We start from the raw sequence: 13,081 nt of genomic DNA on the forward strand, positions 1-13,081 counted from the left end.
ACGTTCGGGAGCGTGGTGAAGAACGCAGCGACCAGATCAGCAGCCGCCGCGCCCGAGGCGTCCACGGCGAAAACCCCGAAGGCGGAACAGCCGGAGGCGGCTCAGGCCGCCGAGGCGCAACCCGCGCAGAAGAAGAGGCCCGAGCCGAGACAGATACCGAGCATGTACGAGCCCCTGCTCCCCCGCATCCCGATCCTGGAGCTCTCGCCCCAGGTCGACGAGGGCCTGTGGGCGGCGACCGCCTTCAGCGGCGAGGTGATCCCGTTCCGCGCCACGGCTTTCCGTGAAGGCCACGACAAGATCGGTGTGGACCTCATCCTGCTCGATCCCGCCGGAGAGCAGACCGAGCACCACATGCGCGCGCTCACCGCCGGCACCGACCGGTGGGAGGTGGAGGTGCAGCTGGAGCAGACCGGACTGTGGCGCTACCGCGTGCAGGCCTACGCCGACGAGTACGCCACCTGGCGGCACAACGCCGAGGTGAAGGTCCCGGCCGGCATCGACGTCGAGCTGATGCTCCGGATGGGCCACGACGTGCTGATCACCGCGTCGAAGGACAAGCGCAGGAGCACGGCCGAGCGACGGCACCTCTCCGAGGCGGCCAAGGCGGTGGCAGACGGCAAGCGGCCGGTGGACGAGCGTTTCCAGGCTGCTATCGACGACCGCATCCAGCAGGTGCTCACGGAGCGCCCGGTGGTCAGCCTGCCGTCGCTGTCCGCGACACGCGCCATCCAGGTCGAGCGGACGCGCGCCGGTGTCGGCAGCTGGTACGAGTTCTTCCCCCGGTCGGAGGGCGCCAAGAAGCGCGCAGACGGCACCTGGCAGTCCGGCACCTTCCGCACCGCCGCCAAGCGCCTCCCCGAAGTCGCCGCGATGGGCTTCGATGTCGTCTACCTGCCGCCGATCCACCCGATCGGCCGCACCTTCCGGAAGGGGCCGAACAATACGCTGGAAGCCGGCCCCAACGACCCGGGGTCGCCGTGGGCGATCGGCAGCGCGGAGGGCGACCACGACGCCATCCACCCCGAGCTCGGCACGGAGAAGGACTTCGCGTTCTTCCTGGGCAAGGCCAAGCAGGCGGGACTCGAGGTCGCGATGGACCTGGCCCTGCAGGCGTCGCCCGACCACCCATGGGTGACGACGCACCCGGAGTGGTTCACGACCCTCCCGGATGGGACGATCGCCTACGCGGAGAACCCGCCGAAGAAGTACCAGGACATCTACCCCATCAACTTCGACAACGACTACGAGGGCCTGCGGCAGGAGGTGCTGCGCATCGTCCGGCACTGGATGGCTCTCGGCGTCCGAATCTTCCGCGTCGACAACCCGCACACCAAGCCGCTGCACTTCTGGGAGTGGCTGATCCACACGGTCAACGAGACCGACCCGGATGTGGTGTTCCTGGCCGAGGCGTTCACGCGTCCCGCCCTGATGCGGACCCTGGCCAAGGTCGGGTTCCAGCAGTCCTACACGTACTTCACCTGGCGGAACACGAAGGAGGAGCTGGAGGAGTTCCTGGACTCGCTCGCGCACGAGACCGCCGACTACCTGCGGCCGAACCTGTTCGTGAACACGCCGGACATCCTCACCGAGTACCTGCAGTTCGGCGGCCAGGCGGCGTTCAAGGTGCGGGCGGCCATCGCGGCGACCGCGGCCCCGACCTGGGGCGTCTACTCCGGCTTCGAACTGTTCGAGAACGTCGCCCGGCCCGGAGCCGAGGAGTACATCGACAACGAGAAGTTCGAGTACCGTCCACGCGACTACGCCAAGGCACAGTCGCAGGGCCGCTCCCTCGCCGGCTACCTGACCATGCTGAACCGGGCGCGCAGCGAGCACCCGGCGCTGCGGCAGCTGCGCAATCTGAGCATCCACTGGAGCGACGACGACAGCATCCTCGTCTACTCGAAGTACCTCGACGGGCGGTTCACCCGGAGTGGGAAGGCGGACGCTGTGCTCGTCGTGGCGAACGTCGACCCGCACTCGGTGCGCGAGACGATCGTCCACCTCGACCCCACCGCGTTCGGCATCCCGGTCGGCGCGCGGTTCGAGGTGAAGGATCGCGTCACCGGCCAGCGCTGGACGTGGGGCACGGACAACTACGTGCGCCTTGACGCGTTCACGGAGCCCGTCCACATCCTGTCCGTCCGCCCGCTGTGACCGCTCGCGAGAACCGACCCGTGCGACAACCGACCTCGCACACGAACTGACCTCGCACACGAAACTGAGGAGTACTGCCATGTCCCCGATCCCCGAAGGTGCAGCAGCCGTCGACCTCCCCACGCTGGATGAGTCCGTGCTCGCCGCCATCGCCGGCGGCAGCTATCACGACCCGCACGCCGTACTGGGTCAGCACCAGGTGGCCGCCGACGGCGTCGCCGACCCGATCACCGTCATCCGCACGTTGCGCCCGCTCGCGCAGGAGGTCTTCGCGATCCTGTCCAACGGCGCGCATGTCGAGCTCGCCCACGTCGGCTACGGCGTGTGGCAGGGCATCGACATCGTCGGCCCCGGCGCCTACCAGATCGAGGCGCGCTACGACGACGGCACCACCTGGACCGCGGACGACCCCTACCGCTTCCTCCCCACGATCGGTCAGCTCGACCTGCACCTGATCGGAGAGGGGCGCCACGAGACGCTGTGGACCGCCCTCGGCGCGCACGTGCGCGACCTCGGCGGGGTCGTCGGCACGTCGTTCACCGTCTGGGCGCCGCACGCCCGCGCTGTCCGTGTCGTCGGCGACTTCAACGGCTGGGACGGCACCCTGCACTCCATGCGCAACATGGGCTCCTCCGGCGTGTGGGAGCTGTTCGTCCCCGGCATCGGCGAGGGCGAGATCTACAAGTACGACCTGCTGGCCCAGGACGGCCGCTGGGTGAGGAAGATCGACCCGCTCGCCCAGTTCGCCGAGACCCCGCCCGCGACAGCGTCCCGCGTCACCGTCAGCCGTCACGAGTGGTCGGACGACGAGTGGATGCGCGGCCGCGCCGAGCATGACCCGCACGCGGGCCCGATGAGCATCTACGAACTGCACTTCGGCTCGTGGCGGCCCGGCCTCGGCTACCGTGAGGCGGCGGACGAACTGATCGACTACGTCGGCGCTCTCGGCTACACGCACGTCGAGTTCCTGCCGCTCGCCGAGCATCCCTTCGGCGGCTCCTGGGGCTACCAGGTCACCGGGTACTACGCGCCGACCAGCCGTTTCGGTTCCCCGGACGACCTCAAGTACCTGATCGACCGGCTGCACCAGGCCGGCATCGGCGTGATCCTCGACTGGGTGCCCGGCCACTTCCCCAAGGACGACTGGGCCCTCGCCCGGTTCGACGGTCAGCCGCTGTACGAGCACGCGGACCCGCGCCGCGGCGAGCACAAGGACTGGGGCACCTACATCTTCGACTACGGCAACTCGCAGGTGCGGAACTTCCTCGTCGCGAACGCCCTGTTCTGGCTGGAGGAGTTCCACGTCGACGGTCTGCGGGTCGACGCCGTCGCCTCGATGCTCTACCTCGACTACTCGCGGAACGCCGGCGAGTGGGAGCCGAACATCCACGGCGGACGGGAGAACCTCGAAGCGATGGGCTTCCTGCAGGAGGTCACGGCGACCGCGTACAAGCGCAACCCGGGCACCGTGATGATCGCCGAGGAGTCCACCAGCTACCCCGGCGTGACCGCGCCCACCTCCTCCGGCGGCCTCGGCTTCGGCCTCAAGTGGAACATGGGGTGGATGCACGACGCGCTGCAGTACATCGAGGAGGACCCGATGTACCGCAACTACCACCACAGCGAGATCACGTTCTCGTTCGTCTACGCCTGGAGCGAGAACTTCCTGCTGCCGATCAGCCACGACGAGGTCGTGCACGGCAAGGGGTCCCTGCTCGGCAAGATGCCCGGCGACCACTGGCAGCAGCTGGCGAACGCCCGCGCCTTCCTGGCGTTCATGTGGTCGCATCCCGGCAAGCAGCTGTTGTTCATGGGTCAGGAGTTCGGCCAGCTGTCCGAGTGGAGCGAGGAGCGCGGCCTCGACTGGTGGATGCTCGACCAGCCGGCGCACCAGGGGCTCTGGAACCTCGTCGCCCAGCTCAACGCCGTGTACCGTGCCACCCCGCAGCTGTGGGCGGCAGACAACGAGCCGGCCGGCTTCGAGTGGCTCGACGGCTCCGACGCGCAGGGCAACGTCATCGCCTTCCTGCGCAAGGACCGCCAGGGGGACCCGATCGCGGTGCTGTTCAACTTCTCCGGCAACCCCCACGCCGACTACCGGGTACCACTGCCGTTCGCCGGCGAATGGGAGGAGCTGCTCAACACGGACGCGGAAGCGTACGGCGGCTCGGGTGTCGGCAACTTCGGTTCGGTGACGGCGGTCGATGAGCCGTGGATGGGTCGGCCGGCCTCCGCCGTGCTCACCCTGCCGCCGCTGGGCGCCCTGTGGCTGAAGCCGCGCCGCTGACGTCACGACACTGACGTCACGACCTGAGGCTACCGGTCTGAGGCTGCGGCGTCAGGTGCGCGAAGCGACCCAGGCGCCGTAGCCGAGGCCGCCGTCGACGGCGCCCTCGGGCACCAGGTTGCGCCCGGCCCGCCAGGTGGCACCCAGCGCTCCGCCCAGCCGGATCGGCAGGATGTAGCGGCGCGTGCCGCTGCCCGCCTTCCACTGCTCGGCGAGCGACCTTGCCGACTCCACCCGGGGACCGCCGACGTGGATGACACTCCGCGGCTCCCCGGCGCCCTCGGCGGCGTCGACGAGCACGCGGGCCACGTCCCCGACCGCGATCGGCTGGAACCGGGTGCCTGTCGGGGCGAGCAGCGCACCCAGCGGACGGCCGCGGTCGAAGATCGCCGTGACGAAGTCGTGGAACTGGGTCGCCCGGACGACCCGGGTGTCCAGTGCCGAGTCGAGGTAGGCGCGCTCCTGCGCGGCCTTCGCCCGGTAGTAGCCGTACGCCGACTGGTCGGCCCCCACGATCGACAGCAGCACGGCGCGGTGCACCCCGAAGCGTGCGGCGGTGTGGACGAGGTTCTGGGCGCCGGTCGCGAAGACGTGGGCGGCCTGCTTACCCGCGGCGTTGCTCGTGTCGACGATGACGTCGACCCCGTCGACCGCCTCCTCCAGCCCGGCGCCGGTCACCAGGTCGGCCGTGACGTAGGCAGCCCCGTTCACATAGGGGTCGGCGTCGTCATCCGGCACGCGGCGGGCGGCCACGACGACCTCGTGCCCCCGCTCGATCGCCTCTGCGGTGACGGCACGTCCGGCCAGGCCGGTGCCTCCGACGACGAGCACACGGGACATGCGCGATCACTCCTGAACGGTGAGACGGGCGAGGATCGCCGCCGACCGCCGCCCGTGGCGGGCTCAGTACAGCAGCGACGCCAGCCTAGCCCTGGCCTTGCTCACACGCGGGTCGTCCACACCCATGATCTCGAAATACTCGAGGATGCGCGTGCGGACCGCGTCTTTGTTCTCTGCGTCCAGCTTCGGGAACAGGGTGAGGAGGCGGTCGAACGCGTCATCGACGTGGCCGCCGGAGATATCGAGGTCGGCCACGGCGAGTTGCGCGGCAGCATCGCCGGGTGCTTCCGCGGCCGCTGCCCGGAGCTCGTCGACGGAGTGTCCGCTGAGTCGTGCCAGCAGGCTCACCTGCGCCAGACCGGCGACGGCCAGGGTGTCGCGCGGGTCCTGGGCGATGGCCGTGCGGTAGGCCCGGATGGCGCCCTCGTAGTCGCCGCGGTCGATCGCGTCGTAGGCCTCGGCGTGCAGCGGCGGCAGAGGCGGCTCCGGTGCAGCCTCCTGGACCGCGCCCTCGTCCCCGTCGGAGCCCTCGTACGCGCCGCCCTCTACGGTCACCGTGTCGGTCACGCCGTTCTGCGCGGCCAGCTGCAGCAGCTGCTCGAAGACCTCGCGCAGCTGCTCCTCCGGCACGACGCCCGCGAACAGCTGGACGGGACGGCCGGCGACCAGCGCGGCGACGGTGGGAACCGCCTGGGCCTGGAATGCCTGCGTGAGCTGCGGGTTCGCATCCACGTCGATCTTGACCAGCACCAGACGGCCGGCGAACGAGCCGATCACGCGGTCGAGCACCGACGAGAACTGCTTCGACTGCTCCGACCGCTCGCTGCCGAGGTCGACCACGACGGGGACCCGGGTGGACAGGTCGATGAAGTCGTTGAAGTTGGCGTCGGTGCCCTCGAAGTACAGGCTCGGCAGCGTCAACTCGGCGGCCGCCGGCTCACCGGCGGCCGCGTCGGCCCCAGCCGGCCGGTTGACGAGCGAGCTGAGGTCGACTGCCCCGCGCAGGTTGGTGGGCGGTGGCGGGACGTTGCTCATTGATCCTCCAGATGCGTGCGTCGGAAGGCGATCGACACGAGAGACAAGAATACTCGCGTCAGCAGCGCAGGCTACGGCAACTGCTTGGCGGAGACCATGCCCTGCGCGAACCCGAGCAGGGTGATCTTGGCGTTGGAGCCGGCCGGCGGCACGTAGAACGCCAGCTGATAGCCGAAGTCCGACTGGATGCCCGTCTTCGACGTCGCGACCCCGCTGAGGGCGGCCGCCGTGGCTCCCGCGCTCACCTCCGCGCCCGCCTCGACCACCTTCAGCACCTGCGATTCCTGCAGGTGCGTCCACACGATCGCACCGGAGTCGTTCGTCGCCATCGCGACGTCCGTGCCTTCGCCCGGCCCTGTCGTGAAGTCGAGGGAGGCAGTCGCCGGCACAGCAGCCTTCTGCTTGGCCTTCCAGTCGGAGCCGACCTGCGTCCGCAGGGTGTCGCCCTCGGCGTTGAACAGACTCGCGTACTGGCTCTTGTCGCCGTTCATCAGGATGTCGCCGTAGGCGGCCGAGACCTTCTGCGGTGCCAGTGCGAGCAGCTTGGAGTCCGGCGGCACGACGGCGGAGCCGATGCTGGCGGGAGCGAGGTTGGGCACCTTGGCTTTGGGCTCGAGGGAGATCGCGTACTCGACCTGGTAGTTGTCGCGCGGCGTCTGCTGCACCATGGTCAGCGCGATCGGCGCCTGAGCGTTGCCCTTGGCGTCCTTCGGGCTGTCGATCACGGCGGCGACGGTGCGCGGCCAGGCGTCGGTGGCCTGCGGCAGCGACAGCACGATCGGGCTGGCCGGGATCGCGGGCAGCGCGGACTCATCGGTCTTCTTCGCCCGGATGGCGTAATTCGCCTCGCGCAGCTGGAGGGCCGACCCGGTGAACCGGACCTTGGCGAGATCGGCGCTCGCCTTCGAGTCGGCCTCCGCGGCCGACTCCGAGATGCGCTTGACGATGCGCTGGAGCTGCGGGACGGTGACCGCCGGGGGCAGCTGACCCGCGTTCGGTGCCTCGGTCGCCAACGGGGTTGCGGTCTTCGACGGAGTGGTCGCCGCGTCCGTCCCGCTCGTGCAGCCGGTCAGCGCGAGCGCTCCGGCGAGGGCGACCGGGAGGATGACGCGGGCCCGGCGGGTCGACCGTCGCCCGCGCGGGGTGCTCTCGATCATGGCGGTGGGCTTGTATTTGGGGGCCTTCGGCAGCTTCGGCATCTTGGGGCCGCTCTTGCGGCGCGGCCCGCGCGACCGGCGGTGGGTGTACAGACCCCACAGGTAGAGGGCGATACCGATGACGAGAAGGATGAGCCCGCCGATGATGAGCGGGAACGCCCACGGAGTGCTGGAGTCGACCGGCCAGGTCACCGTGACCCGCGACGGGGCGGCCTTCTGTCCGTCCGTCGCGACGATGACGCTGACGTCGTCGGGGATGTTCATGCGGGTCACCTGCGCCGCATCGCCGTCGAACTCTTCGAGCCAGAGGTCGGAGCCGGCCGGGTTCGGGCCGGCGGCGGAGGTGGTTTCGCCACCCGCCGTCGCGGAGGGCGTCGGCGTGGCGGACGGCGTCGGCGCCGGACTCGGGGTTGCTGCCGCTCCGGAATCGTCGCCCGACCCCGCCGTCGGCTTCGGCGTGACGGTCTTCGTCGACAGGGCGCCCGTCGCCTTCTGGTAGTCGACGGCCACGTACTTCTGACCGCCCAGCCATGCCTTCACGTCCGCTGTACGGCCGTAAGCCACGACCGGCTTGGCACCCTGCGGAGCATCGGCGACGGTCAGTGTCTGCTGTCCGGGATGCGCATTGAGCGCGGCGCCGTCGATCATCAGGTACCGCGGGTCTCCTGACACCGTCGCGGCGGCCTGGATGTGGCTCGGCGGTGCGAAAACCGTGCGCTGCGCGATGCCGGCCACGATCATGACGGCGGCGACGACGAACGCGACGATAGCGAGTACGAAACGCAAGCAGGACTCCTCGTGTGCCAAAGTTCGGGGGCGGGCACAGGCATAAGACGATACCGGACGTGCCTGAAAGCCAGCTAACCCTTGCCTGGACGCTCGCGCTGCCCCTCGTGCGGGCGCAGACGGCAAATTGTAGGATCGACCCGGCACGCGTGCGGCGGGTCGACCCGAATCATCCCCCAGGAGTAACAACAGTGGCCACCGACGAATCCACCTTCACCCAAGCTTTCCGTGGCTACGACAAAGACGAAGTCGACAAGTCACTGCAGGAGCTGCGTCGCGAGCTCATCAAGTCGAACACGCAGGCGGCGGACTCGGCGAGGGAGATCAAGCGGCTCCAGGCGCGCATCGAAGACCTCAACGCCGAGATCGAGGAGGTCGGCAGCCCCACGTACGCCGGCCTCGGCACCAAGCTGGAGAGCACCCTCCGCGTGGCCGAGGAGCAGTCCACTCGGTTGATCGCGCAGGCCGATATCGACGCAGAGAAGCTGCGCGCGGGAGTGTCGGCCGAGATCGACAAGGTCAAGAAGGCGGCCGCAGCGCAGGCAGAACGCATCCTCGCCGACGCACAGGCCCGCGCGACCACGCTGCTGGAGGACGCGCAGATCGAGTCGGGCGAGCTGCTCACCAAGACGCGCGCCGACAAGGAGACCCTGCTCACCGACGCCATGCGCGAGGCGGCCGCCATCCGCGGCGCCGTCGCCACCGAGGCGGCCGAGCTGCGCGCGACGAGCAAGCGCGAGGCTGCGGCCGTCCGCGCCGAGGCCGACCGCGAGGCCGCCGAGCTGAAGGCCGTCGCCTCCCGCGAGGCGGAGGCAGCCCGGGCCGAAGCCGCCGAACTCGACCGGACGATCGCCACGCGCCGCGCCGAGCTCGAGAACGCCCTCGCCGACGACCGTGCCGCCTTCGAGCGCGAGGCCGCACAGACACGCCTGGAGCTGGACCGCCGGGTCGCCGAGACCGCCGACCGCCTGGTTGCTGAGGAGGCTGAGGCGCGTAACGCCCTCGCCGCCGAGGCAGCGCAGACGCGCGCCGACCTCGCAGCCGAAGTCGAGCAGCAGCGCTCCGAGCTGGCCGCCGCCATCGCGCAGAGCCGTGCCGACCTCGAGAACGAGGAGAAGACCCGCCGGCTCGCCCTGGCCACCGAGGTGGAGCAGACCACCAAGTCGCTCGCCGCGGAGGTCGAGCAGACCAAGTCCGCCCTCGCCGCGGAGGTCGAGCAGGCACGCTCCGCACTCGACGCGGACGTCACATCCACCCGCAGCTCGCTCGCGGACGACGTGGAGCGCACGAAGGCGGAGCTGGCGGACGAGGTCACCCGCACGCGCTCCGCACTGACCGAGGAGGTCACCCGAACCAAGTCGGAGCTGGAGGCGGAGGTGACGACGACGCGTTCTGCACTCGAGAACGAGGTGACGTCCACCCGCGCCGCGCTCGAGAACGAGGTGACCACGACGAAGTCGGCCCTCGCCGAGGAGGTCGAGCGGACCACGGCGCAGCTCGCGAACGACACTCTGCAGACCCGCACCACCCTGGAGAACGAGACGACCCGGACGCGCGCGGCCCTGGAAGCGGACCGCGCCGCGACCGCAGCTCAGCTCGCCGCCGACCGGGAGCAGACGGACAGCGAACTGGCCGCCGAGGTGGAGCAGACCCGCGCCCGGCTCGCCGCCGAGGCGGACGGGCAGCGGCGCGAGCTCGACGCAGAGGCCGCCGATCTCCGCGCGGAGCTCGCCGGCGAGGTCGATTCGGCCCGCACAGCCCTCGCCGCCGAGATCGCCCGCGAGCGCAGCGCCGTCGAAGCGGAGCTGACCGCCGAGCGTGCCCGGCTCGCCGCCGAGGTGGAGACGACCACCACCGCACTGGCTGCCGAGGTCGAGCAGACGCGGTCCGCCCTGGAGACCGAAGTGACCACGACCAAGGGCGCGCTCGCCGCCGAAGTCGAGCAGACCACGAAGGCCCTGCAGACCGAGGTCACCACCACGAAGGCGGCCCTCGCCGACGACGTGGAGCGCACCCGTACCGAACTCGCGGCAGAGGTCGAGCAGACCAAGACGACGCTCGCGGCGGAGGTCGAGCAGACCACTTCCGCCCTGGAGACCGAGGTCACGACCACGAAGTCGGCCCTGGCCGCCGAGGTCGCCCAGACGAAGAAGGCGCTGGCGGCGGAGGTCGAGCAGACGAAGAGCGCGCTGGCGGCCGAATCCGAACAGACCCGCAGCCGCCTGGCGGAAGACATCCGGAGCACCAGGACCGAGCTCGCGGACCGCCGTGAGGCCACCGCGAACGAGCTGGCCGATCAGCGCGAACAGCAGCGCCTCGAACTGGAGCGCGACGCGGAGCGCACCAGGGTGGCCCTGGCCGACGAAGCGCAGCAGACGCGCGTCGCGCTTGAGAAGGAGACGGCGGAGGCCCGCGCCGAACTGGCCCGAGATGTCGCCCAGGCCAGCACCGCGCTGGAGGCCGAGCTGGCCGAGCGCGCCGCGGCCTTCGAGCAGGAGGCGGCCACTGCCCGCGCCGCCCTCGACACCGAGCTGACCGCGCTGCGGACGACCACCCTCGAAGAGGTCGACGCGCGGACCCGCGAGGTGGCCCAGGCCCGCATCGACCTCGACGTCGAACTGCGCGCACGACGCGACGAGGCCGAGAAGGAGTACCTGGCCCGCCACCAGGAGGCCGTCGCCCAGACCCAGAAGTACCTGGACGAGGCGAACCTCCAGCTCGCCGACGCCGTCAAGCGGACGGCGCAGGCACGGTCCGAGGCGGAGTCCTTCGAAGCCGAGGCCCGCCGCACGGTCACCGAGGCGCGCACGAAGGCCGAGGAGACCGCAGGCGCAGTCATCCGGGACGCCGAAGAGCGGGCCGCGGCCCTGCTAACCGAGACCGAGGAGCGTACGCAACGCCTGGTCGCCGACGCGGAGGAGCGGCTCGCCCAGATTAGGATCGAGCGTGAGGCCGTGGCCGGGTACTTCGAGAACCTCCGGGGCGTCCTGCAGCAGGCTGAGAAGGTGACCGCCGACCGCGACTGATCCCAGGGGGACCAACGTGAAGATCCAGAACCCGTTCCGCCTCGGTCTCATCGGTGCTCTCGGTGTCGGGCTCGGGATCCTCATCCTCAGTGCGATCGTCAGCCTGGCGACGATCATCACCTACATCGGTGCCGCACTCTTCCTGGCGCTCGGCATCGAGCCGCTGATCGCGTTCCTGGAGCGCCGCCGGTTCCCGCGGTGGCTGGCGCTCACCGTGGCGCTGGTCGTCATCATCGGCGCGTTCATCGGCCTCATCTGGGCGATCGTCCCGGTTGCCGTCGATCAGGCCACCCAGCTGGTCCAAAACACGGTCTCGTGGGTGAACAACGGCGGTGCCGAGAACTGGTTCCTCAGCCTTCAGCACCAGTTCCCGTCGATCGTCAATCAGCAGAACATCGACGCGGTGACGCAGTGGCTGCAGAAGAACCTCCCGGACATCACATCGAAGGTGCTGCAGACCGGCGTCGGGATCGTGCAGGGGCTGTTCGGCGTCGTCATCGTCGTCATCCTGACCATCTACTTCACCGCCTCCCTGCCGAGCATCAAGCGCTCCACCTACCAGCTTGTGCCCGCGTCGCGTCGCGCACGTTTCGCGGACCTCGGCGACCAGATCACCGACTCCGTCGGCAAGTACGTCATGGGGCAGGTCTCCCTGGCCCTCGTGAACGGCGTGCTGAGCGCCATCTTCCTGACGGTGATCGGCGCCAAGTTCCCCATCCTGCTCGCGTCGATCGCGTTCTTCTTCTCGCTGATCCCGCTCGTCGGAACCATCACCGGCTCTGTCATCATCGTGGCCGTCTGCTTGCTGTCCGGGCCCGCGACGGCGATCACCGCCGCGATCTACTACCTGGTGTACATGCAGGTGGAGGCGTACTTCCTGAGCCCGCGCATCATGAACCGGGCGGTGTCCGTCCCTGGCGCCCTGGTGGTCGTCGCGGCCCTCGCGGGTGGGACGCTGCTCGGCATCCTCGGAGCGCTCGTGGCCATTCCGTTCGCGGCGGCCATCCTGCTCATCGTCAAGCAGGTCGTCATCCCGCGTCAGAACGAGCTCTAAGCGGCGGGCGGCCACTCCGTCGGCAGCGGGAGCGCGGACGGGTTCAGTCGCTCCACGATCTCCGTCAGGACGCGGCGGGTCTGGTTCTCCCCCACCCAGAGGTGCTTGCCGCCCTCCACATCCACCAGCTCGATCTGCGGCAACGGTGCGAAACGCTGCTCCGCTTCCGCGGGGCGCAGATAGTCGTCGTGCTCCGGGATCAGCGCGACAATCGGTCGGACATCGCCCGCCCAGGCCGCGAGGTGGTCGGGCTTCGCGCGGTGCAGCGGCGGGGACAGCAGGATGACGCCGTCGACCGGGAACTCCCGGCCGTACATGAGCGCCAGCTCCGTTCCGAACGACCAACCGAGCAGCCACGGATGCGGGAGCCCGCGCTCCGCCACGAACGCCATTGCGGCCTCCACGTCGTAACGCTCCCCCACGCCCTCGTCGAACGTGCCCTCGCTGCGTCCGCGTGGCGAGGCCGTGCCGCGGGTGTTGAAGCGCAACACCGCGATCCCGGCCAGCTCCGGCAGGCGGCCGGCCGCCTTCCTCAGGATGTGCGAATCCATGAAGCCACCCCCCGTCGGCAGCGGGTGCAGCGTGACGAGCGTGGCCACCGGCTGCCGGTCCAGGGGACTCGCCAGCTCGCCCACCAGCGTCAGGCCGTCGCGGGTCCGCAACTCGATGTCCTCCCGGCGCGCGGGAAGCTCCACCCCGCCGCGGACCTCGATCGTCGGGCGGTCGGTGCTCGGGCGGT

Annotated in this window: 8 protein-coding genes; 4 read left to right on the top strand and 4 right to left on the bottom strand. The window is 70.0% G+C overall.

The features are described 5' to 3' along the window. Positions 1–162 precede the first annotated feature (162 nt). On the top strand, positions 163–2,157 hold the full coding sequence (locus AB4079_RS11685) for an alpha-1,4-glucan--maltose-1-phosphate maltosyltransferase (RefSeq protein ID WP_441787557.1): 1,995 nt from the start codon (positions 163–165) through the stop codon (positions 2,155–2,157). 79 nt (positions 2,158–2,236) lie between these two features. Next, the gene (gene glgB / locus AB4079_RS11690) at positions 2,237–4,444 is read left to right on the top strand and encodes a 1,4-alpha-glucan branching protein GlgB (protein ID WP_441787456.1); all 2,208 of its coding nucleotides are present in this window, start codon (positions 2,237–2,239) and stop codon (positions 4,442–4,444) included. 51 nt (positions 4,445–4,495) lie between these two features. On the opposite strand, the gene AB4079_RS11695 is transcribed toward glgB, so the two are convergent. The 3 genes from AB4079_RS11695 to AB4079_RS11705 form a co-directional block, all read right to left on the bottom strand. Continuing rightward, on the bottom strand, positions 4,496–5,284 hold the full coding sequence (locus AB4079_RS11695; RefSeq protein ID WP_441787457.1) for an SDR family oxidoreductase: 789 nt from the start codon (positions 5,282–5,284) through the stop codon (positions 4,496–4,498). 63 nt (positions 5,285–5,347) lie between these two features. Beyond that, entirely contained in the window at positions 5,348–6,319 is a 972-nt protein-coding gene (locus AB4079_RS11700) for a tetratricopeptide repeat protein (protein ID WP_441787458.1), read from the bottom strand. Positions 6,320–6,390: 71 nt separating this feature from the next. Further along, positions 6,391–8,262 (bottom strand): hypothetical protein, encoded by a 1,872-nt coding sequence (locus tag AB4079_RS11705; RefSeq protein WP_441787459.1) that lies wholly within the window; start codon positions 8,260–8,262, stop codon positions 6,391–6,393. Positions 8,263–8,453: 191 nt separating this feature from the next. Here AB4079_RS11705 and AB4079_RS11710 point away from each other — a divergent pair, with 191 nt between their 5' ends. Together AB4079_RS11710 and AB4079_RS11715 are read left to right on the top strand one after the other, a co-directional pair. Beyond that, a complete protein-coding gene (locus AB4079_RS11710) occupies positions 8,454–11,288 on the top strand; it encodes a hypothetical protein (RefSeq protein ID WP_441787460.1) in 2,835 nt (944 codons plus the stop codon). Positions 11,289–11,304: 16 nt separating this feature from the next. Further along, positions 11,305–12,342 (top strand): AI-2E family transporter, encoded by a 1,038-nt coding sequence (locus tag AB4079_RS11715; protein WP_441787461.1) that lies wholly within the window; start codon positions 11,305–11,307, stop codon positions 12,340–12,342. Here AB4079_RS11715 and AB4079_RS11720 read toward each other — a convergent pair. After that, the gene (locus AB4079_RS11720) at positions 12,339–13,055 is read right to left on the bottom strand and encodes an alpha/beta hydrolase (protein WP_441787558.1); all 717 of its coding nucleotides are present in this window, start codon (positions 13,053–13,055) and stop codon (positions 12,339–12,341) included. The two genes, AB4079_RS11715 and AB4079_RS11720, sit on opposite strands and share 4 nt — an antisense overlap. Between the last annotated feature and the right edge of the window lie 26 nt (positions 13,056–13,081).

It is taken from the genome of Leifsonia sp. 2MCAF36 (genome assembly GCF_052115525.1).
Classification (GTDB): domain Bacteria; phylum Actinomycetota; class Actinomycetes; order Actinomycetales; family Microbacteriaceae; genus Leifsonia.